The organism is Afipia sp. GW821-FHT14H12 (assembly GCF_058803465.1).
In genome coordinates, this window is sequence record NZ_JBXAOZ010000001.1 from 2,235,118 (window position 1) to 2,255,598 (window position 20,481).

General features: G+C 61.7%; 20 protein-coding genes and 1 tRNA gene. 14 read left to right on the forward strand and 7 right to left on the reverse strand.

All coding sequences use genetic code 11. From position 1 onward, the window contains the following. Positions 1-42: 42 nt before the first annotated feature. Both AC1RNA_RS11305 and AC1RNA_RS11310 read right to left on the reverse strand, forming a co-directional pair. Complete coding sequence (locus AC1RNA_RS11305) at positions 43-2,241, reverse strand: tetratricopeptide repeat protein (RefSeq protein ID WP_492951112.1); 2,199 nt, start codon at positions 2,239-2,241, stop codon at positions 43-45. A 55-nt stretch (positions 2,242-2,296) separates the two neighbouring features. Then, positions 2,297-2,388 (reverse strand) — tRNA-Ser (locus AC1RNA_RS11310). Positions 2,389-2,995: 607 nt separating this feature from the next. Between AC1RNA_RS11310 and AC1RNA_RS11315 the strand changes: the two genes are divergently transcribed. Continuing rightward, on the forward strand, positions 2,996-4,417 hold the full coding sequence (locus tag AC1RNA_RS11315; RefSeq protein WP_492951113.1) for a porin: 1,422 nt from the start codon (positions 2,996-2,998) through the stop codon (positions 4,415-4,417). 155 nt (positions 4,418-4,572) lie between these two features. On the opposite strand, the gene AC1RNA_RS11320 is transcribed toward AC1RNA_RS11315, so the two are convergent. Further along, on the reverse strand, positions 4,573-5,463 hold the full coding sequence (locus AC1RNA_RS11320) for an alpha/beta fold hydrolase (protein ID WP_492951114.1): 891 nt from the start codon (positions 5,461-5,463) through the stop codon (positions 4,573-4,575). 68 nt (positions 5,464-5,531) lie between these two features. Further along, positions 5,532-7,721: a lytic transglycosylase domain-containing protein gene (locus AC1RNA_RS11325; protein WP_492951115.1), complete on the reverse strand. Its 2,190-nt coding sequence runs from the start codon at positions 7,719-7,721 to the stop codon at positions 5,532-5,534. Between the two features lie 298 nt (positions 7,722-8,019). On the opposite strand from AC1RNA_RS11325, the gene dapA reads away from it, so the two are divergent. From dapA to AC1RNA_RS11345, 4 genes are read left to right on the forward strand one after another with little or no spacing between them, the layout of a single operon-like run. Beyond that, complete coding sequence (dapA, locus tag AC1RNA_RS11330; protein ID WP_009340901.1) at positions 8,020-8,910, forward strand: 4-hydroxy-tetrahydrodipicolinate synthase; 891 nt, start codon at positions 8,020-8,022, stop codon at positions 8,908-8,910. A 40-nt stretch (positions 8,911-8,950) separates the two neighbouring features. After that, entirely contained in the window at positions 8,951-9,364 is a 414-nt protein-coding gene (gene mscL, locus AC1RNA_RS11335) for a large conductance mechanosensitive channel protein MscL (protein ID WP_009340900.1), read from the forward strand. A gap of 24 nt (positions 9,365-9,388) precedes the next feature. Beyond that, positions 9,389-9,862: an SsrA-binding protein SmpB gene (gene smpB, locus AC1RNA_RS11340; protein WP_009340899.1), complete on the forward strand. Its 474-nt coding sequence runs from the start codon at positions 9,389-9,391 to the stop codon at positions 9,860-9,862. 5 nt (positions 9,863-9,867) lie between these two features. Next, the gene (locus tag AC1RNA_RS11345) at positions 9,868-10,443 is read left to right on the forward strand and encodes a peroxiredoxin (RefSeq protein WP_492951116.1); all 576 of its coding nucleotides are present in this window, start codon (positions 9,868-9,870) and stop codon (positions 10,441-10,443) included. Here AC1RNA_RS11345 and AC1RNA_RS11350 read toward each other — a convergent pair. Both AC1RNA_RS11350 and AC1RNA_RS11355 read right to left on the reverse strand, forming a co-directional pair. Beyond that, positions 10,440-11,144, reverse strand: coding sequence for a uracil-DNA glycosylase (locus AC1RNA_RS11350; protein ID WP_492951117.1), 705 nt, complete (start codon positions 11,142-11,144; stop codon positions 10,440-10,442). The genes AC1RNA_RS11345 and AC1RNA_RS11350 overlap by 4 nt on opposite strands. Beyond that, complete coding sequence (locus AC1RNA_RS11355; protein ID WP_009340895.1) at positions 11,122-11,760, reverse strand: LabA-like NYN domain-containing protein; 639 nt, start codon at positions 11,758-11,760, stop codon at positions 11,122-11,124. The genes AC1RNA_RS11350 and AC1RNA_RS11355 overlap by 23 nt, the downstream gene beginning before the upstream one ends. 301 nt (positions 11,761-12,061) lie before the next feature. On the opposite strand from AC1RNA_RS11355, the gene rpoZ reads away from it, so the two are divergent. The 9 genes from rpoZ to recO all read left to right on the forward strand — a co-directional run bounded on the left by rpoZ (position 12,062) and on the right by recO (position 20,031). After that, entirely contained in the window at positions 12,062-12,454 is a 393-nt protein-coding gene (gene rpoZ / locus AC1RNA_RS11360; protein WP_009340892.1) for a DNA-directed RNA polymerase subunit omega, read from the forward strand. A 185-nt stretch (positions 12,455-12,639) separates the two neighbouring features. Then, a complete protein-coding gene (locus tag AC1RNA_RS11365; protein WP_492951118.1) occupies positions 12,640-14,907 on the forward strand; it encodes a RelA/SpoT family protein in 2,268 nt (755 codons plus the stop codon). Positions 14,908-14,925: 18 nt separating this feature from the next. After that, complete coding sequence (locus AC1RNA_RS11370) at positions 14,926-15,684, forward strand: pyridoxine 5'-phosphate synthase (protein WP_492951119.1); 759 nt, start codon at positions 14,926-14,928, stop codon at positions 15,682-15,684. Then, positions 15,681-16,094, forward strand: coding sequence for a holo-ACP synthase (gene acpS / locus AC1RNA_RS11375; RefSeq protein ID WP_492951120.1), 414 nt, complete (start codon positions 15,681-15,683; stop codon positions 16,092-16,094). The genes AC1RNA_RS11370 and acpS overlap by 4 nt, the downstream gene beginning before the upstream one ends. Before the next feature lie 192 nt (positions 16,095-16,286). Then, the gene (lepB, locus tag AC1RNA_RS11380; RefSeq protein ID WP_009340886.1) at positions 16,287-17,048 is read left to right on the forward strand and encodes a signal peptidase I; all 762 of its coding nucleotides are present in this window, start codon (positions 16,287-16,289) and stop codon (positions 17,046-17,048) included. Then, positions 17,045-17,893 (forward strand): ribonuclease III, encoded by an 849-nt coding sequence (gene rnc / locus AC1RNA_RS11385; protein ID WP_009340884.1) that lies wholly within the window; start codon positions 17,045-17,047, stop codon positions 17,891-17,893. Before lepB ends, rnc begins: the two co-directional genes overlap by 4 nt. Beyond that, positions 17,886-18,806, forward strand: a complete 921-nt coding sequence (gene era, locus AC1RNA_RS11390) for a GTPase Era (RefSeq protein WP_492951121.1) — start codon at positions 17,886-17,888, stop codon at positions 18,804-18,806. Before rnc ends, era begins: the two co-directional genes overlap by 8 nt. Next, positions 18,803-19,192, forward strand: coding sequence for a hypothetical protein (locus AC1RNA_RS11395; RefSeq protein WP_009340882.1), 390 nt, complete (start codon positions 18,803-18,805; stop codon positions 19,190-19,192). The genes era and AC1RNA_RS11395 overlap by 4 nt, the downstream gene beginning before the upstream one ends. Positions 19,193-19,281: 89 nt before the next feature. After that, the gene (gene recO / locus AC1RNA_RS11400) at positions 19,282-20,031 is read left to right on the forward strand and encodes a DNA repair protein RecO (protein WP_009340880.1); all 750 of its coding nucleotides are present in this window, start codon (positions 19,282-19,284) and stop codon (positions 20,029-20,031) included. Between the two features lie 68 nt (positions 20,032-20,099). Here recO and AC1RNA_RS11405 read toward each other — a convergent pair whose 3' ends face one another. After that, positions 20,100-20,354, reverse strand: coding sequence for a hypothetical protein (locus AC1RNA_RS11405; RefSeq protein WP_009340878.1), 255 nt, complete (start codon positions 20,352-20,354; stop codon positions 20,100-20,102). Between the last annotated feature and the right edge of the window lie 127 nt (positions 20,355-20,481).

Genomic DNA, 20,481 nt, shown 5'->3' on the forward strand with positions numbered 1-20,481 from the left:
AGCCCCGCGCCTCGAAGATCGGCGGGTAAAGGCTTTCCCAGATCAAATCTTGGACGGCAGAGCCTCGACCGCGAAGGAGGCGGGCGGCTCGCCCCGCTGCGCGCGTTCGTACATGGTCACATAGGCGGCTTCCAGATGCCGGGTGAAGCGTGCGGTGTCGAACAGTGGCGCCGTGAGGCGGTTCCTCGCGAGCTTGTCCTTGGTGGCGGCGAGCAAAGCGGGGTCGAGCGCCAGCTTGAGCGCCAGCGCCTCGTAATCTTCCAGCGATGTGGTGATGAGCTCCGGCATCTCGATGGCGCGGAGCAGGGAGGAGGCCACGCGGCTGGCGAAGCTGGTGCCCTGGCAGGTGATGACCGGCACACCGCAACGTAATGCATCGCTCGCGGTGGAATGACCGTTCCAATAGTTGTTGTCGAGGAACAGGTCGGCGAGCTGCGTGCGCGCGAGATAGGTCGCATAATCTGCAAGCGGAGCGAAAACGAGACGCTCGGGGGAAATTCCGCGCGCGACAGCTTCCTTGATGAGGTTTGCCTTTGCGGTGGCGTTGCCTTCGAACAGCCAAAGGACGCTACCCTCGACCTGGCCGAGCAAGCGCATCCAGATGTGGAACACTTCGGGCGTGATCTTGAAGGTGTTGTTGAAGCAGCAGAACACAAGGCCGCTCGCGGGCAGGCCCACCGCCTCGCGTGATGGGCTGTCGGCAACTTTCAGCGCGCCGTCGTTGGGTTGATAAGTGTCGGGAAGCCGAACGATCTTCTCCGAATAGAAGGGTGCGTGTTCCGCCGGAATGACTGTCGGATCAGCAAGGATGTAATCCATGAACGGCGCGCCGGTGGTGCCGGGAAAACCGAGCCATGTGACCTGAATCGGGGAGGGTTTGAACGCCATGGCGTCCAAGCCCGTGTGGACCGTGTGTCCTGCCAGATCAATCAGGATGTCGATTTCGTGGTCGCGGATGCATTGTGCAGCCTGTTCATGGGTCATCGAGCCGATTTCGATGAAATGATCGAAGGTAGATTTGATCCGGGCGCGTAGCGCTGATTCATCAGCGGCGGTGGAAAATCCATAAAGTTCGAAGTGTCTCTTATCGTGGTGCCCGAACAGGTCGGCAATGACGTGGCCGACCGCATGTTCCCTGAAATCGGGAGACACGTAGCCGATGCGGATTTTCTCATGCGCGTAGAGAGGACCCCGCCAAAAAGTCTCGATCTTCGGAAAGCCCCTTTTTGTGTGTGCGACAGCGCAAGCCAAATGTTGAGCAGGGGCCTGTGTGACGATCATGGAATCATAGGGCGTGATGTGGGCCGGATTCTCTTCGATCGCGCGCACACATGCGAGCCGGTCCTTTTCATAGCGATCCCAGTTGCAGGTCATCATCTTGGAGACGAAAAGCTGCCCTTTGATGCCGACTGTCTCGGGGTTTGACCGGATAATTCTTTCCAGGATTGGAATGGTCTCCGAGTATCGTTTGGCCGTGAATAGAATTCTGCTGCGCAGGATGTCGGCATCAACGAGGTCGGGCGCGGCAGCTAACGCTTGCTTGATTGCGATTAGTGCTTCCTCGTGGAGGAATCGCATTTCAAGAAGGCGGGCTTGCAGAAGGCAGGCTTCTGCGGATTTTGGTGCCAGCGTCAGGGCCTTTTGGGTGTGCGCAAGAGCGGCCTTGATGTCGCGATTTTTGCAGGCGATGTCGCCAAGGCCGATCCAGGCTTCCGGTGCCGAAGGGTGCAAAGTGGTGGCGCGCTCATAGTCTGCTTTGGCGTCGTCAAGCAGATTAAGGGCGAGAAGCGCATTGCCGCGATTGATAAGGGCCATCCATTCGTTCGGATCGATCCGGAGGGCTTGGTCGGCTGCGGTTTTGGCTTCCTCGTAACGCTTCATGCGTCGGTAAACGGCGGCCAGATTACCATAGGCGAGCGCATTGCTCGGATTCAATGAGATGGATTTGCGAAGGCTCTTTTCCGCATTGCTGAGATCGCCAGCCTCTCCCTGCATCCGTCCCAGATTGAGATAAGCTTCCGGTGATTTTGGATCGAGCCGGAGAGCCTTGGTGATCTGGCGAATGCCTTCCGCGAGATTCCCACGCTGGCCTTCGATCACGCCGAGCAGATGCTGAGGTGCGAACTGTTTTTTATCGTGCGTGAGAACTTCGCGGTAAAGCGAGGCGGCGATATCGAGTTGACCGGCACGGTGGGCCAACAGAGCGCGGTTGAAAATGTCATTGAGATCGGGACGCGGCACGTAATGAATGTCCCGTTTTGGAAATACGACGGGTATCGCCTTTAGATTACTGAAGTGGCGGAGACGATGGGATTCGAACCCATGATACCCTTTTCAAGGTATGCTCATTTAGCAAACGAGTGCCTTCAGCCGCTCGGCCACGTCTCCACGCGCCCGATATGCCTGACGATGCCGTGACCTGCAAGTCGGGATCGGCAGGTGGCGATCGAGAGCGGACTATTCTCACATTATAACTATGCACGGCGAAGATAATGATGAGGCCCACGGCGCATCCTGAAACAGGGCCGGACAGCGGATTCGTGACAAGAATGACGCCATGGAATCGCGTTGTTTGATTCGTGATTTCCACCGCCCGCAGCTGTAGGCAGAGCGAGGTGATGCAAAAATGCAACGCAGCACCCCAGGGCCGTCAATATTACGAATACAATTTATATTTCAAATACTTACGTGTTTATCTCACAAAACAGTGAGTGTTTTTTGTGCAACAGTTCTTTGGAAACGATCCAAAGGCGGCCCGGATGTGGCGGGTCTTTGTTGCGTGTGTGTAGGCGTTGGGTAATTCTGCCTGTGCGACGGAGGGGGGCATCCCGAGGTCGTCCCGTTTGGAAGTTTCGCTTAAGTCGCTCGCGTTTGTGCGGGAGTGTCCGAAAGCGCGAGGCGACCAGGCGGTCACGGGGATCAAGGGGACCAAACCACAGGTGTGACTTACACCGGCGGGCCGGAACCTTCCCTACACAATCATATTGGAGGTTTTATGAGCAAGATTAAGAGCCTTGTCCTCGGATCGGCAGCGGCAATCGTTGCGATCGGTGGCGCACAGGCGGCTGATCTTCCCGTCAAGGCCAAAGCGGTCGAGTACGTGAAGGTTTGTTCCCTGTACGGCGCTGGTTTCTACTACATCCCCGGCACCGACACCTGCATCCGCATCGGCGGCTACCTGCGTGCGGAAGTCACCGTCGGCGGCAACGCGTCGGACAACACCTACCAGAACGGCGATTCCGCCTTGGGTCTCCGTACCGGCAGTCAGTACCAGACGCGCGCCCGCATCATGATGAATGTGGATACCCGCACCGCGACCGAATACGGCGTTGTCCGTACCTTCGGTGCGTTCGGCCCGCAGTTCACCTCCGGCACCAGCAACACCCAAGCTGCTCCTGACACCCAGGGCAACGGTGGCATGCGCGTCGAGGCTGCGTTCGTTCAGTTCGCTGGCTTCACCTTCGGTCGTTCGGCTTCGGCTTACGCCCTTCCGTGGAACGGCGCTCCGGGCAACGTCAACTCCGGCCTCATGGGCGGCCCGAACTACGACGCCGGCGTGAACAACGCCCAGTACACCTGGCAGTTCGGCAACGGCATTTCGGCCAGCATCGGTGTTGACGGTCAGGAACAGGCCAACCGCACTGGTCTCGCTTATGGTGCTGTCACCAACTTTAACACTGGCGCTTACGTCAATGGCTATGTAGCTCCGAACTCCGTGGACATCGTCGGCAACATCCGCCTCGACCAGGCTTGGGGTTTGCTGCAGTTCTCGGCGGCGGCTCACCAGGTTGATGGCAGCTACTACAGCCTGACCACTGCGGGTGCTGCTTCCAACGCGACGCTGGGTCATCCGGGCGACAAGTGGGGCTTCGCTGTGACCGGTGCGTTGCAGCTCAAGAACCTGCCGACCGGCCCCGGCGACGACATCAAGATCAGCGGTACCTACACCGAGGGCGCGCTGCGCTACGTGCTCGGCCAGTCCGGTGCGACCCCGCTGAACTTCAACTCGGTCGATGGCTCCTCCATCGTGGCTCTGCCGGTTGCCGATGGCGTGTATAGCGCCACGCCGGGAAGCGCCATTCAGCTGACGAAGGCCTATGGCTTCAACGGCGCGTTCAACCACAACTGGAACCAGAACTGGTCGTCCAGCGTGTTTGGTTCGTACTCGCATGTTGACTACAACGGCACTGCGTCGTTCGTCCTTGGTGGTGCCGGCTACAATCCGGACTTCAACGTCAGCCAGGTGGGTCTGAACACGACCTGGAAGCCGGTGAAGAACCTCGCGTTCATCGCTGAAGGCAGCTGGATCCATATCGACCAGAACCTGGTTGGTACTGCGTCGAGCGCCGGCCGTGTGTACAACTACGGTGACACGGACCGCTTCTCGGGTATCTTCCGCGTTCAGCGCAACTTCTGATCGTCTCACCTTCGGGTGAAACCATCGAACGAACCCCGGCAGGCAACTGCCGGGGTTTTGTTTTTGAGATGAGGGTTATGTGTAAAGCATGATCGCTTGCTCGTGGCCTTCATGAGTTGCCCCAGCGCAGGCGGGGGCGACACCGAATATGTCGCTTAAAATCTGCCCGCGTTGTCGCATCTTCGACAGAACGCCTTGATCTGCTTCACCGTCGGCATATCCGCGAGCAGCGGGGCGTGTCCTTGGAGAGGTACGTCGCACGTTTCCATGCCGGGCCGCCGCCGCTTCATTTCAGCGACGCATTCGCGCGATAAGAGGTCCGACAACTCCCCACGGATCGACAACAGCGGCACTTGCGCCATCTGGTCGAACAATTCCCATAGCGGTGCGGGCGGCGTTTCAAGCGAAATGGCATCGAACGTCCGCGCTAGCGCGGGGTCGTAAGTGCGCGTCAGGCGGCCATCGGCATCCTGCCGGAATGCACGGTGCGCCCAGGCCAGCCAATCCTCTTCAGCGAGGGCAGGGAAGACGCTACCGAACAGCCGTTGCAGCCCGCGCGCTGCCTCGCTCCACGTCTGCGGCGTGACCGGCGGGGCCAGATAGCCCCTGATCTTCATCAGCCCTTTGATGTCCAACTCGGGACCGACGTCATTGAGGATGATGCCTGCGACAAGCTCCGGGCGCGTGGCCGCGGTCACCATCGAGATCAGCCCGCCGCGCGATGTTCCGAGCCAGATCGCACGGGAGATTCCCGCCGCTGCTGCCAGCGTCAGCACGTCAGTTGCCTCGATCGGCACGGTGTAGTTGGCCGGGTTCGGATCGAAATCGGACCTGCCACGGCCACGATAATCGATCGCGACCACGCGCCGTGGATTTTGCGGATTGCTCACCAGCGCCTGCGCGACGATATCGAAATCCTCCGCCGTTCGCGTCAGGCCAGGCAGGCCAAGAACGGGCAGAGCAGCGGCATCGGCAGGGCCGGTGGCGCGCGCGCGCAGCCGTAATCCGTCGGCGGACGTAGCGAAGATGTCGTGGAAGGCAGACATTGCAGGTGTACTTTCTTTCACCTCTCCCGAGTGGAGGGGCAGTACATCATGCCAGAAAGACGATGCTTTTACTGCATCGCGCCGCGGCGCAGGTCGGCTTCGATCATCAATTGGTGGCTGCCGCCGAAGCGGGCGCGATAGACCTGCAGGTTTTCCATCACGCGCTGGACGTAATTGCGCGTCTCCGAGAACGGGATCAGTTCGACCCAGTCCACCGCGTCCACGGTCGAGTCGCGCGGATCGCCGTAGCGCTCGATCCATTTCCGCACGCTGCCGCGCCCGGCATTGTAGCCCGCGAACGTCATGATGTAGGAACCGCGATAATCCTCGATCAATCCGCCGAGTTCAGCCGAACCGAGCGTGGCGTTGTAGGAGGGATCGCCTTTCAGGCGGGCGAGGTCATAGGTGCCGCCATATTTCTTGGTAACGTATTTGGCGGCGTCCGGTGTCACCTGCATCAGGCCGTAGGCGTTGGCGGGTGACACGATCGAAGGATTGAAGGCGCTTTCCTGCCGCGCGATAGCGAACACGATGGCCTTCTCCACCGCCGGTCCCATGTTGCGATAGGAGGGGATGCCGTTGACCGGATAGGCGTAGTGGTCGAACGGCAGGCCGCGATTGAGCGCCGCCTTTCCGGCCACCAGCATGCCGCGCGGATCGTTGTTGCGCTCTGCTACCTCGCAAAGTGCTGCCAGCGCGTCGCGGTCGGCATTGTCGCCCATGTCGGCCATGATCGGGATGATGTAGTCTTCCTCATCCAGCGCGTAGAGAATCTCGACCGCGCGCACGATCTCCAGCCGTTCCGCGCCTCGTGGCGTGACAGGCTTGCCGCTCAGGCCCAGTTGCGGCAAGTGCAGTTTCGCCCGCGCCAGCTGGCCATAATAGCTTGTCGAATGGATGGCAGCGGCCTGATAGGCGGCGTGGGCTTCCTGATGCCGGCCTGCGGCTTCCGCGGCGCGGCCCTGCCAGTATCCGGCCCGCGCCTTTGCGGTCGGGTTCGTGGTGTTGATCCCGATGTGGGCAAAATGCTGGGCGGCGGTGGCGGGATCGTTGAGGAAACGCAATGCGATCCAGCCTGCGGTGAATTCTCGCTCCGTTTTGTAGATGCCGCGCTCGGGCACCGCCGCGTCGCGCGCGACACGATAGGCGGTGCGCTTCTCGCCGATGTCGATGAGCTTGCGCGCGAGCAGCCGTCGTTCGATCCACCATTCGTTGGTGTTGATGATGCGTGACGGCTCGCGCGGGGCGTCCAGCATCAGCCGCGCGGCGTCCATGATCTTGTCTTCGCGCCGCAGGTACTGGATCCGGCTCAGGATATAGAGCGGGTCGCTGTGCAGGTTCGCAGGCACGGCCGCGAGCAGGGCCTTTGAATTAGATGCCTTGCGATTGAGGCCGATCCGCGCCTTGACCAGCGCGACATAACCACCGCCGAGGTGCTTGGCTGCGCGCAGCGCTCCGTCGGAGTCGCTGCTATAGGCCAGCGTGTCCATTCGCCGCTTGAAATCGCCGCCGCTAAGGAAGGCCGAGAATTGCGAAAGGGCTGCCTCTTCGACGGCGGAGGAGAACGAATCCTCATGCCATGCCTCGCGCACCAGCCGTTCGGCGCGTGCGCGGTCGCCGCGATCGAGCAGCGCCCGCGCCAGGGCGAAGCGGCCCTTGGCCGTGATCGGCTGGTCATTGCCGAAGAACGACAGGATGGTGTTGTCGTCGCGCCGATCCTCCCAAAGAGCTGCTTCCCCGCGCTTGCGGAAAAAGGTCTGGCTCGGCCAGCTCGGATTTTCCGTGATGAAGGCGAGGTAGCGCTCGGAGGATGCGCCGTTATCCTCGCTGCGCAGGATGATCCATTCCGAAAGCTTGCGCGCCAGCGGATCGCTGATCGAGCCTTGCAGTTGTGTGGCATCCGACTGGCGCTTGGCGCGGACGAGCTCGATGATCTGTTCGAGCGTCTGCAGATCGGCCTTCGATGTCGTCGAGGTGGCGGCGACCGCGAGAGGCGCCCGGGATTTTTTGGGTGTCAGCGCCTGCGGGGGCGGTGTTGCTTGCACCGGTGGCTTTGCCGCCAGCGGTGTGGGTTGCGTTCCGGAGAGCTTCGGCGCGGCTGGAAGCTGCGACAGCGACTTGGCAGTCTTGGGAATCACGCTGCGCGGGACGGGGCGCGGCTTCGGCAAGGGGACTGCAAGAAGGGCGGCAGGCGCAAGTGCCGCGAGGACCAGCGCACCACTCGCAAAGGCTGTGATTTTCAAGAGAGCAGAAGCCACGGCCGTCCTTCGCTGCGAATCACATCGTCGCCGTCAGCGACAGGTCTAATCTATTGGATTCAGACGCCAAACAGGAATTTGATCGGAACGGCCCAGTGTCCCGAACCACCACACTAGATACCGCGAAAGGGCGGCAAATTCGGGGCTAGCAGGGCCACAATCGCCGATAAAGAAAGCCGGAATTGTCGCCGCGCTCTTTCATCGCAGCGCGGGAGCCGGTATTTAATCAGGCTTGCCCGCGATATTCGCAGTGTTTCGGGCTCGGTGAGTTCGCATAGGAATTGTTTGGAGAAAGATGATGGCGGCCAATGGCAAGTTTCGGGGGTCCTTTACAGCCTTGGTCACCCCTTTCAAAAACGGCAGCCTGGACGAGGGCGCATTTCGCAACCTCGTGAGCTGGCAGATCGCCGAAGGCTCGAACGGTATGGTTCCCGTCGGTACCACGGGCGAAAGCCCGACCCTTACGCATGACGAACACAACAAGGTCGTCGAATGGTGCGTGAAGGAGGCGAGCGGCCGCGTGCCGGTGATCGCCGGTGCGGGCTCGAACTCGACCACGGAAGCGGTCGCTCTCGCAAAGCACGCCGAGAAGGCCGGCGCCGACGCCGTGCTGGTAGTGACGCCGTATTACAACAAGCCCACGCAGGATGGGATGTATCACCACTTCAAGGCGGTGAACGATGCGGTCGGGATTCCGATCATCATCTACAATATCCCGCCGCGCTCGGTCGTGGATATGTCGGTCGAGACGATGACGCGGCTGTTCGAGTTGAAGAACATCGCGGGCGTGAAGGATGCCACCGCCAATCTCGCGCGCGTCTCGCAGCAGCGGCACGCCATGGGGCCAGACTTTATCCAGATGTCGGGCGAGGACATGACCGCACTCGCTTACATGGCGGCGGGCGGGCATGGTTGCATTTCGGTCACCGCCAACATCGCGCCGAAGCCGTGCGCCGATCTCATGGCGGCCGTTTTCAAGGGGGACTACGCGGGTGCCCTGAAAATTCAGGACAGGCTGGTGCCGTTGCACGATGCCATCTTCAAGGAGCCGGGCGTTGCCGGAGCGAAGCACGGCCTCAAGCTGCTGGGCCGGCTGGAGGAGGAGGTTCGTCCGCCGCTGATGCCGGTGACGCCACTCGTTGGCAGAGCCATTCGCGATGCGATGGTTCACGCCGGGGTGCTGAATTAAGCAATGTTGGCCACCTTGTTTGGATAAGGAGAGGTTTTCGATGCTCAAGGAATTCCGCGACTTCGCCATGAAGGGCAATGTCGTCGACCTGGCGGTCGGCGTCATCATCGGTGCTGCGTTTGGCGCTATCGTCTCCTCTCTGGTCGGCGATATCATCATGCCGGTGATCGGTGCGATCACGGGCGGCCTCGACTTCTCGAACTACTTCACCGGCATGTCGAAAGCCGTGACCGCGACCAATCTGGTGGACGCCAAGAAGCAGGGCGCGGTGCTGGCCTGGGGCAGCTTCCTGACCGTGACGCTGAACTTCTTGATCGTCGCTTTCGTGCTGTTCGTGGTGATTCGTTTCATCAACAAGTTCAAGCGCGAGGAGGCGAAGCCTGCGGAGCCGCCGGCGCCGACCAAGGATCAGGAACTGCTCACCGAAATCCGCGACCTCTTGAAGGCGAAGTGACGCCTGTGACCAGAAATCGCTGCGATGGCTGAGAAAAAGGAGCGCCCGATCAAGGTCGTTGCGGAAAACCGCAAGGCGCGATTCAACTATTCCATCGAGGACACTATCGAGGCCGGTGTGATGCTCACCGGCACCGAGGTGAAGTCCGCGCGCAACGGCAAGAGCACCATCGCGGAGTCCTATGCTGACTCGAAGGGCGGCGAGATTTGGCTCGTCAACGCCAACATCCCCGAATATTTGCAGGCCAACCGCTTCAATCACGAGCCGCGCCGGCCGCGCAAATTATTGCTGCACAAGCGCCAGATCAACAAACTGATCGGCGCAATCGAGCGCGAGGGGATGACGCTCATTCCGCTGAAGATGTACTTCAACGAGCAGGGCAGGCTGAAGCTCGAGCTGGCGCTCGCCAAGGGCAAGAAGTTGCACGACAAGCGTGAAACGGAAAAGAAGCGGGACTGGTCACGCGAAAAGAGCCGGTTGCTGCGGGCGAGAGGATAGTCAAAATGAATCAGCCGAGTTTGGAAGCTCCCGATTGGTCGAAGATTCCAGCCCCCGAGGATGACGGCGCGGCAGCGCACCTCAACGGCCAGCGTTTTCCCGATGTGGCGCTGACGGATACGAACGACGAGGGCGTTGTACTGTCACGAGAGCCCGGCCGGATCGTCGTCTTTGCCTATCCGCGCACCGGTGAGCCCGGCAAGATCGGCCTGACCGAGGATTGGGACATGATCCCCGGGGCGCGCGGCTGCACGCCGCAGACCTGTTCGTTCCGCGATCTCGCCGGCGAGCTGAAAGCCGCCGGTGCCGCCCGTGTGTTCGGCCTGTCCACCCAGAGCACGGATTATCAGCGCGAAATGGTGACGCGGCTGCACATTCCGTTTCCGGTACTGTCGGATGCCAAACTCGAACTGACCAAGGCTTTGAAGCTGCCGACGATGGAGGTCGCGGGGCAGACGCTGTTGAAACGCCTCGCGCTGGTCGCGGATGCGGGTGTCATCACCCACGTTTTCTATCCGGTGTTTCCTCCGGACCGTAACGCCGCCGATGTCTTGGCGTGGCTGAAGGCCAATCCGGTCTAATCTTTCAGATAATCCCGCACGCTGGCGAACACCGCGTGAAACATCTTCGGCGTCAGCACGCCGGTGTTGGTGTTGTAGCGCGAGCAGTGATAGCTGCTGAAGATGCGAATCCTGTCGTGCTGGAATTCGCCGCCGTGCTTGAAAGGCGCGGCGCGCAAGGGCAGGCCCAGCGCCTTTAATGTCGAATCGTGCGAGATGCGCCCGAGCGAGACGATGGCGCGCAGGCGCGGCATCTCGGCAATCGTGCCAACAAGAAATTGGCGACAGGTGTTGATCTCGGCGGGCGTCGGCTTGTTCTGCGGTGGCACGCAATGCACCGCGTTGCCGATCCGGCAGTTCACCAGCTTCAGGCCGTCATTCGGGCGTGCCTCGTAATGCCCGGAGGCGAAGCCGTAATCGAGCAGGGTCTGGTACAGGAGATCGCCGGCATAGTCGCCGGTGAAGGGCCGCCCGGTGCGGTTGGCGCCCTGCAAACCGGGCGCAAGGCCGACGATTAGCAGCGCCGCATCGACCCCGCCGAACTGCGGCACGGGCGCGTTGAACCAGTCGGGGTGCGCAGCGCGGTTGTCCTCGCGGAAGGACGCCAGACGAAGGCAGAGGGGACAGTCGCGGTCGGGGTGGGATATCTTGGAAGAAGAGGGGCCCGAGGCCGCTTTGGGCCTCGAGCCTGATTTGGATTTAGTCGTCGTACTCTTCTTCATTGGCCCGCGGTGCAATCGTACTCGTGCTCCGCTGCAGGAATTGCGGCGTATGCTGGCGCTCCCGGGGCTCGCGCGGTGTGGTGCGCTCGCCCGGATCGCGGCCGAGCTTGGATTGGAGCTGGACCAGATCAGTAAAGACATCCGCCTGGCGGCGCAACTCGTCCGCGATCATCGGCGGCTGGCTGGAGATGGTGGAGACCACGGTGACGCGCACGCCACGCCGCTGCACCGCTTCGACCAGCGAGCGGAAATCGCCGTCGCCGGAGAACAGCACCATATGGTCGATGTGCTCGGCCAGCTCCATGGCATCGACGGCGAGCTCGATGTCCATATTGCCCTTCACCTTGCGGCGGCCGCTGGCGTCGATGAATTCCTTCGTCGCCTTGGTGACGACGGTGTAGCCGTTGTAGTCCAGCCAGTCGATCAACGGACGAATCGAGGAGTATTCCTGATCCTCGATAATGGCGGTGTAGTAGAAGGCGCGAACCAGCGTGCCCCGGTTCTGAAATTCAAGCAGAAGGCGTTTGTAGTCGATATCAAAGCCGAGAGTTTTGGCGGTGGCGTAGAGATTGGCTCCATCTATGAAAAGCGCAATTTTATGAGAAGGCGATGTCATCAAAAGATTTCTCGTCCGTTTGTTATGAGGTTATTGGCGCGTTGATCTCGCGCAGGTGCTTCATAACGATATAGTGGTGAGGCAATGAAGCAAAACCTTGGCCACCAGCGTAAAACCGGCCGATAACTACCCTGGGTAGATAAAGCATTCCGATAAGCTGAACAGAACGTCAATGCGGTGTGGTTCCCCCCGCAAAAAGCCTGCAAATCCGGGCAAAATTGGCGGTTGCGATCCTCGCGTATTCCTTGTATTTACTTCGGCACCGCAACAAACTTTTCAACCTGTTTTACGGAGCGGCTTTATGGCGCGCGTTACCGTCGAGGATTGCATCGACAAGGTCGATAACCGGTTTGATCTCGTGCTGCTTGCCGCGCATCGCGCGCGCATGATCTCGTCGGGTTCGCCGATCACGGTCGATCGCGACAACGACAAGAATCCGGTGGTGTCGCTGCGTGAAATCGCGGACCAGACCATTGCCCCGGAAGACCTCAGGGAAGAACTCGTGCACTCGCTGCAGAAGTTCGTCGAGGTGGACGAACCGGAGCCGGATACGATCCCGCTGATCGGCTCGGCTGGCGCGAGCGTCGATGCCGACGATACCGAGGTCGCCGTCGAGCGCATGACCGAAGAAGAGTTGCTCAAGGGTCTGGAAGGCCTCGCGCCGCCGGAAGAGCAGCCTGAGGAAGACGAATAAGCCGGACGAGCGCCGGACACGATAGGTAGATCACAGGGCCCGGGGAAACTCGGGCCTTTTGTTTTTCGGCCTTTTGCTTTTGATCCTGTTCAACATTTCACGATAACCTTTCTTGCGATTGGAACCGGGGACGGCGATATTCTCATCCAGGGGATAAGCCCCGAATCCGGAAGGACGGTTTCGAAATGCCGGCTGGACGCCGCAGCGCAGGTCAGATGCAGGCAAGCGTCACCACGGCGGAGGCCGCGGCTGCGCCCAAGCGTCCGGCGCGCGCGCGGCCGAAGATGATGCGGCAGTACGATCTGGTGGATCGGGTCCGGGCCTACAATCCGCACACCGACGAGGATCTGCTCAACCGCGCCTACGTCTATGCCATGAAGGCCCATGGCGAGCAGAAGCGCGCTTCGGGCGATCCATATTTCTCTCATCCGCTTGAGGTCGCCGCGATCCTGACCGACCTCAAGCTCGACGACGCCACCATTGTCGCCGCGCTGCTGCACGACACCATCGAAGACACCGAGTCCACGCGCGCCGAAATCGACCAGTTGTTCGGCACCGAGATCGGCGCGCTGGTCGAAGGCCTCACCAAACTGAAGCGGCTCGAACTCGTCTCGCGCGAGGCCAAGCAGGCGGAAAACCTGCGCAAGCTCTTGCTCGCGATCTCGAACGACGTGCGCGTACTGCTGGTCAAGCTCGCCGATCGCCTGCACAATATGCGCACGATGGAATTCATGCCGCCGGCCTCGCGCCAGCGCATCGCCGAGGAGACGCTCGACATCTATGCGCCGCTTGCCGGCCGCATGGGTATGCAGGAAATGCGTGAGGAGCTGGAGGACCTGTCTTTCAAGGTACTCGATCCGGAGGCGCGCGCGGTGGTCACGCAGCGGCTCGATGCTCTGACCGAACTCAACCGCAACCTGATCGGCGAGATCGAGACGCAATTGTCCGCGAGTCTGGAATCGCACGGCCTCAAGGCGGTGGTGAAGGGGCGGCGCAAGCAGCCGTTCTCGATCTGGGTGAAGATGGAGCGCAAGTCGGTCAATTTCGAGCAATTGTCCGACATCTTCGGTTTTCGCGTGATTCTGGAGACGCCGGAGGAGTGCTACCGGGCGCTCGGCGTGGTGCACACCACATGGCCGGTCGTGCCGGGACGCTTCAAGGATTACATCTCGACGCCGAAGCAGAACGACTATCGCTCGATCCACACCACGGTGATCGGCCCCGGCAATCAGCGCGTCGAGTTGCAGATCCGCACCGAGGAGATGGATCGCATTAACGAGTATGGCATCGCTGCGCACTCCTTCTACAAGGAGGGCGTCGATTCTCCGACCGAGATGCTGAAGCGGGAATCCAATGCCTTCGCCTGGCTGCGCCACACCATCGAGATGCTGGCGGAAAGCGCCAATCCGGAGGAATTCCTCGAACACACCAAGATGGAGCTGTTCCACGATCAGGTGTTCTGCTTCACGCCGAAGGGAAAGCTGATCGCGCTGCCACGCCACGCCAATGTGATCGACTTTGCCTATGCGGTGCATACCGACGTCGGCAACAGTGCGGTGGGCTGCAAGATCAATGGCCAGTTCTCGCCGCTGTCCTCGGAGTTGCACAATGGCGACGAGGTCGTGGTGTTGACCTCGCGCGCGCAACTGGCGCCGCCCTCGGCATGGGAGGCGCTGGCCGTCACCGGCAAGGCGAAGGCTGCGATCCGCCGCGCCACCCGCGCGGCGGTGCGCGATCAGTATGCGGGGTTGGGGCGACGCATCGTCGAGCGCCTGTTCATGCGCGCAAAGATCGTCTACGCCGACGACAAGCTCAAGGGCGCGCTGCCGCGGCTCGCACGCACCTCGATTGATGACGTGATGGCGGCGGTTGGGCGCGGCGAAATGAAGGCCGCCGATGTCGCCCGCGCGATGTATCCCGATTACAAGGAAGAGGCGCGTCTCAGCGGCATCAAGGGCGCAGCGGCGAAGGGCAAGACGCCGGATTCTGCCACGAGCAGCACGGCGATTCCGATCCACGGCATCAATTCCGATCTGCCGATCAAGTTCGCGCCGAATGGCGGTGCTGTGCCGGGGGATCGCATCGTCGGCATCGTCACGCCGGGCGAGGGCATCACCATTTATCCGATCCAGGCGCCTGCCTTGAAGGATTTCGAGGAAGAACCGGAGCGCTGGGTCGATGTGCGTTGGGACATCGACGAAGCCGCGCCGCGGCGCTTTCCGGCACGGCTGCATGTGCAGAACGTCAACGAGCCGGGCAGCCTCGCACAGGTCGCGGGCGTGATTGCCGAGCATGACGGCAATATCGACAACATCGGCATGAGCCGCCGCTCGCCCGATTTCACCGATCTCATCATCGATCTCGAGGTCTACGACCTCAAGCACCTGAACGGGATCATCAACCAGTTGCGCGCGAAAGCCGTGGTCGCGAGCGTCGAACGAGTCAACGGCTAGCCTCCTGGAAATCCATCAATGCCTTCCTTGCCCATCCGCCTTGGGGTCAACGTCGATCACGTCGCCACGCTGCGCAATGCGCGCGGCGGATTGCTGCCCGATCCTGTCCGTGCCGCCTTGCTGGCGATCGAAGCGGGAGCGGACGGCATCACCGCGCATCTGCGCGAGGACCGCCGTCACATCCGCGACACCGACATGGCGCGGCTGAAGCGCGAGATTTCAAAGCCTCTGAATTTCGAGATGGCGGTGACCGACGAGATGGTCGGCATCGCGCTTGCAACCAAACCGCACGCGGTGTGCCTTGTGCCGGAGCGGCGGATGGAACTGACCACCGAAGGCGGGCTCGATGTCGTGGGGCAGCAGGCGACGCTTGCGCCGGCCATTGCAAAGTTCAATGAGGCCGGCATCCGCGCCTCGCTGTTCATTTCGCCGGACCCCGCGCAGATCGAAATGGCCGCGCGGCTGAAGGCGCCGGTGATCGAAATTCACACCGGAACCTGGTGCGACGCGCTGGCGGAGCGAAACAGCAGGGCGGACGCCGAGTGGCTGCGCGTTGTCGAGGGAGCCAAGCTTGCGCATTCGCTCGGCCTCGAAGTCCATGCGGGCCACGGCCTCGATTATGCGACCGCCGAGACGATCGCGGCGCTGCCGCAGATCATGGAGTTGAACATCGGTCATTTCCTGATGGGCGAGGCGCTGTTCGTCGGGCTGGCGCAGGCCATAGGCACCATGCGCGCGGCGATGGCGCGTGGCCGGGCGAAAGCGGGGCCGGCATGATTCTCGGAATCGGCTCCGACACCATCGATATCCGCCGGGTCGAACAGGTGATGGAGCGCCATGGCGCGCGGTTCATCGACCGCATTTTCACCGAGGCCGAGCAGGCCAAGGCGGCGCGCCGGGAGAAGGCCCCGCGTGCGTTTGTCGCGACCTATGCCAAGCGCTTCGCGGCCAAGGAGGCCTGCGCCAAGGCTCTGGGCACCGGTATCCGGGAAGGGGTGTGGTGGCGGGACATGGGGGTGGTCAACCTCCCCGGCGGGCGGCCCACCATGCAACTGACGGGTGGGGCGCTGACGCAGCTTCAGTCGCTCCTCCCCCCCGGTCATGAGGCCCGGATTGACCTGACGATTACCGATGACTGGCCCCTGGCGCAGGCCTTTGTCATCATTTCCGCGGTCCCCAAGTCCTGAGCCAGGGTTTGAGCCGGAAAAGCCGGGCTGGCGCGCCGGCCGACCATCCCGCTGCCTTAATTTCCAAAGAAATATCAATCGTTTGGTGGATTGCCGCGCCGCCGTTGATTGCGCCAGATGCGGCAAGCGTTTAAAACTCGCGCAGGTGCTTCGGTCCATGCCGCGCCCGCCGTTTCAAGGAATTCAGACGACATGAGCACGACATCCGGCACCAAATCCGAAGGCGGGATTGGCGAAGCAATCCGCGTCGTCGTTCATGCGCTGATCATCGCGGCGATCATCCGCACGTTCCTGTTCCAGCCGTTCAACATTCCATCGGGCTCGATGGAGTCGACGCTGCTGGTCGGCGACTATCTGTTCGTCTCGAAATACTCCTACGGCTACAGCCACTATTCGCTGCCGTTTTCGCCGCCGCTGTTTTCTGGCCGCGTCTTTGGTTCCGCGCCCGCGCGCGGCGATGTCGTCGTGTTCCGCTTTCCGCGCGAGGACAACATCGATTACATCAAGCGCGTGATCGGCCTGCCGGGCGATCATATCCAGATGAAAGAGGGGCTGCTCTACATCAACGACGTGCCGGTGAAGCGTGAGCGCGTCGCCGATTTTGTCGGCGAGGATCCGTGCGGCTCGGGAGACGCGACCGCACGCGTCAAGCAGTGGCAGGAAACGCTGCCGAATGGCGTCACCTACAAGACTCTCGATTGCGTCGATAACGGCTATTATGACAACACCGCCGTCTATGTCGTGCCGGAAGGCCATTACTTCATGATGGGCGACAACCGCGACAATTCGAGCGACAGCCGCGTGGCGTCGGGCGTGGGCTATGTGCCGGAAGAAAACCTGATCGGCCGTGCCCAGATTATTTTCTTCTCCGTCGATAGGGGCGAGCAGGCGTGGCAGTTCTGGCGCTGGCCGGTCAGCGTGCGCTGGAGCCGCCTGTTCTCGGTTATCAGATGATCGGCGACGTCTTGAGTGCAGCGCCGGTGCAGGAGGGCGATTCTCCCGACGCGAAGCCTGCGGCGGCGAAAGCGTCCGAACGCAAGGCAGCGGCAGACACGCCTGCGGCAGAAGGCAAGCCGAAGAAGCCGCGCCGGCCGAGTGCGAAGGAACTGGTGCGCGAGATTGAACAGCGCATCGGTCATACTTTCAAGAATCCGGCGCTACTGAAAACAGCGCTCACACATGTGTCGGCGCTGAAGTCCTCGCAGAGCCGCACCGACAGCTATCAGCGGCTGGAATTCCTCGGCGACCATGTGCTCGGCCTGATCGTCTCGGACATGCTGTATGGCGCCTTCCCGAAGGCGGACGAGGGCGAGATGTCCAAGCGCCTCGCCGATCTGGTGCGCAAGGAAGCCTGCGTCGATGTCGCCAAGTCGCTCGGGCTGCATGAGAATATCAAGCTCGGTACGGTCGGCGCGGGCGTCGGCGCGCGGCTTCGCAACAGCATCGTCGGCGATATCTGCGAAGCGGTGATCGGCGCGATCTTCCTTGATGGCGGCTATGGCGCTGCCGAACAGTTCGTTCTTCGCAACTGGACCGAGCGCATGCGCCGTCCAGTGCGGCCGCTGCGCGATCCGAAAACCGTGCTGCAGGAATGGGCGCAGGGCAAGGGATTGCCGACGCCGGTCTATCGCGAGGTGGAGCGCACCGGGCCGCATCACGATCCGCGTTTCCGTGTCGCGGTCGATCTGCCGGGGCTCGCCTCGGCGGAGGGCATCGGCTCAAGCAAGCGCGCGGCGGAGAAGGCGGCGGCATCGGCTTTGTTGAGCCGTGAAGGCGTGTCTGGCGGCAAGGATGCCTGAAGTGTCGGAACAGAATTCGCCGACCCGATGCGGCTTCGTTGCATTGATCGGTGCGCCCAACGTCGGCAAGTCAACGCTCGTCAACGCGCTGGTCGGCTCGAAGGTCACCATCGTCTCGCGCAAGGTGCAGACCACGCGCGCGCTGATCCGCGGTATCGTCATCGAAGACAACGCGCAGATCGTGCTGGTCGATACGCCCGGGATCTTCACGCCGAAGCGGCGTCTCGACCGTGCCATGGTTTCGACCGCGTGGAGCGGGGCGCATGATGCCGACATGGTCTGCGTGCTGCTCGATGCGCGCGCCGGGCTCGACGAGGAGGCCGACGCGATCTTCGCCAAGCTCGAATCCGTCAAGCATCCGAAGTTTCTCGTCATTAACAAGATCGATCTCGTCGCGCGCGAGAAGCTGCTCGCGTTGGCGCAAAAGGCCAACGAGCGGATTGCGTTCAAGCAGACGTTCATGATCGCGGCGATTTCCGGCGACGGCGTTGACGACCTGCGCCGCGCGCTGGCGGAGGCGATGCCGGAGGGGCCTTATCATTACCCCGAAGACCAGATGTCGGATGCGCCGCTGCGTCATCTCGCCGCGGAAATCACCCGCGAAAAAATCTACCGGAATCTGCACCAGGAACTACCGTACCAATCGACGGTGGAAACCGACAGTTGGAAAGAACTGAAGGACAGATCCGTTCGTATCGAGCAGACCATCTTCGTCGAGCGCGACAGCCAACGAAAAATCGTGCTCGGTAAGAGCGGTGCCACCATCAAGGCGATCGGTGCGGATGCCCGCAAGGAGATCGCCGACATTCTCGGACAGAAAGTGCACCTGTTCCTGTTCGTGAAGGTACGCGACAATTGGGGCGACGATCCCGAGCGTTACCGGGAGATGGGACTGGAGTTTCCGAAGGAATGAAAGGCTTTGAGCCTGTCGTACCGGAGAATGTGCGGCGTTTTGAAATTTGTCTTTATGCCTCGCTGCTGCTGGATACGCTTTCGTTTCCCTTGCGTCCGATCCCCGAAGACGTGCCACAGATTAACGTGGCGGCCTCCGCGATCTTCAGCGCGGGCCTGATTCTGTTGTTTTGCCATCTGGTGTGGGTCGCAGCCCATCAGCGGCGCAACTGGGCGCGCCTGGTGCTGATGGTCTCGCTCGGCCTGTCGATACTCACGCTCACGAGCGTCCTGCGCCATGACGGCTGGTCGCTTGCGAGCATGATCGATATCTGCTCGGCGGTGCTGACGGCTCTCGGGATCTACCAGTCCTTTACCGGCGACGCGGAAGGCTGGTTTCAGTCCTGACAACGCGCCGGTGTTTTGCGGATAATATTCTGGTCTGAGAGGCGATCCCGGCAACGCGGTTTTGTGCCGGATCGTGTAAGATTCGACTCATGGAGTGGACCGACGAAGGCATCATCCTCGGCACGCGGCGACATGGCGAATCGAGTGCCATTGTCGAGTTGCTGACGCGCAGCCATGGCCGCCATCTCGGGCTGGTGCGTGGCGGCGCGGGGACGCGGATGCGGCCGCTGCTGCAGCCGGGCAATTCGGTCAGCGCGGTCTGGCGCGCCCGGCTCGACGAACATCTCGGCTATTACGCGATCGAGGGGACGCAATTGCGCGCGGCCACCATGCTGGCGTGCCCTCACGCCGCCTATGGCATTACGCATCTCGCGGCGCTGGCGCGGCTGTTGCCGGAGCGTGCCCCGCATGACGGCATTTACGAATTGCTCGAGGCGATTCTCGATGACTTCGATGAGCCTGTCGTCGCGGCCACGCATGTCGTCCGTTTCGAGATGGCGATGCTGGACGAGCTCGGCTTCGGCCTCGATCTGTCCAGTTGCGCCGCGACGGGTGCGCAAGCCGACCTGATCTATGTGTCGCCCAAGTCGGGCTGCGCGGTGTCCCGTGCCGCCGGGGAGCCTTGGCGCGAACGGTTACTGCCGCTGCCGCCGTTCCTGCGCGCGGGTCATGAGGACAGCGGCGCCGAAACCGAGCGGGACATGATGGAGGGCTTTCGGCTGACCGGCCTGTTCCTGCTGCGCAACGTGCTGGAGCCGCGCGGGCAGGGCCACTCCGATGCGCGGGACGGGTTTATCGCGGCGGTGGCGCGGTCCTGGGTGCAGTTGGCCGCCGGATAAGGGTCAATCGGCCGCAATAAAAAACGGGCCGGAAATCCGGCCCGTTTTGCAAATCGGTCAGCCGCTGGTCACCAACGGCGGTAGTAGCGGCGCGGACCATAATAGGGACGCGGGCCATAATAGCGCGGGCCGGTGCGGTAGCAGCTACGTACCCACTGCCAGCCGTTCCAGACACGGCGGCAGACCAGAGCGACGTTTTCGGTTTGGGTCGATGGCGCGCCGGTGATGCCGGGCAGCGTCATGGCTTCAGCACGCGGGCTGGCCAAGGTGGCCGCACCCGCGAGGGTGACTGCGGCAAGGGCGGTCAGAACGACACGTTTCATTTTTCTCCTCCTGTGGGTCCTTTCAATGCGGCAACCCATCCGATCCGCTCTGGTTCCATGGAACTGGAACTCTTTGACAATATCAGGGCATCGGGCTTTGTCATGAGGTCTGCGGCCCGGAGCAGAG

Bases quoted from the DNA above. Each gene is read 5' to 3' on its own strand.
- AC1RNA_RS11315 (WP_492951113.1), top strand. From the start codon at position 2,996: ATGAGCAAGATTAAGAGCCTTGTCCTCGGATCGGCAGCGGCAATCGTT.
- AC1RNA_RS11320 (WP_492951114.1), bottom strand. From the start codon at position 5,463: ATGTCTGCCTTCCACGACATCTTCGCTACGTCCGCCGACGGATTACGG.
- dapA (WP_009340901.1), top strand. From the start codon at position 8,020: ATGGCGGCCAATGGCAAGTTTCGGGGGTCCTTTACAGCCTTGGTCACC.
- mscL (WP_009340900.1), top strand. From the start codon at position 8,951: ATGCTCAAGGAATTCCGCGACTTCGCCATGAAGGGCAATGTCGTCGAC.
- smpB (WP_009340899.1), top strand. From the start codon at position 9,389: ATGGCTGAGAAAAAGGAGCGCCCGATCAAGGTCGTTGCGGAAAACCGC.
- AC1RNA_RS11345 (WP_492951116.1), top strand. From the start codon at position 9,868: ATGAATCAGCCGAGTTTGGAAGCTCCCGATTGGTCGAAGATTCCAGCC.
- AC1RNA_RS11350 (WP_492951117.1), bottom strand. From the start codon at position 11,144: ATGAAGAAGAGTACGACGACTAAATCCAAATCAGGCTCGAGGCCCAAA.
- AC1RNA_RS11355 (WP_009340895.1), bottom strand. From the start codon at position 11,760: ATGACATCGCCTTCTCATAAAATTGCGCTTTTCATAGATGGAGCCAAT.
- rpoZ (WP_009340892.1), top strand. From the start codon at position 12,062: ATGGCGCGCGTTACCGTCGAGGATTGCATCGACAAGGTCGATAACCGG.
- AC1RNA_RS11365 (WP_492951118.1), top strand. From the start codon at position 12,640: ATGCCGGCTGGACGCCGCAGCGCAGGTCAGATGCAGGCAAGCGTCACC.
- AC1RNA_RS11370 (WP_492951119.1), top strand. From the start codon at position 14,926: ATGCCTTCCTTGCCCATCCGCCTTGGGGTCAACGTCGATCACGTCGCC.
- acpS (WP_492951120.1), top strand. From the start codon at position 15,681: ATGATTCTCGGAATCGGCTCCGACACCATCGATATCCGCCGGGTCGAA.
- lepB (WP_009340886.1), top strand. From the start codon at position 16,287: ATGAGCACGACATCCGGCACCAAATCCGAAGGCGGGATTGGCGAAGCA.
- rnc (WP_009340884.1), top strand. From the start codon at position 17,045: ATGATCGGCGACGTCTTGAGTGCAGCGCCGGTGCAGGAGGGCGATTCT.
- era (WP_492951121.1), top strand. From the start codon at position 17,886: ATGCCTGAAGTGTCGGAACAGAATTCGCCGACCCGATGCGGCTTCGTT.
- AC1RNA_RS11395 (WP_009340882.1), top strand. From the start codon at position 18,803: ATGAAAGGCTTTGAGCCTGTCGTACCGGAGAATGTGCGGCGTTTTGAA.
- recO (WP_009340880.1), top strand. From the start codon at position 19,282: ATGGAGTGGACCGACGAAGGCATCATCCTCGGCACGCGGCGACATGGC.
- AC1RNA_RS11405 (WP_009340878.1), bottom strand. From the start codon at position 20,354: ATGAAACGTGTCGTTCTGACCGCCCTTGCCGCAGTCACCCTCGCGGGT.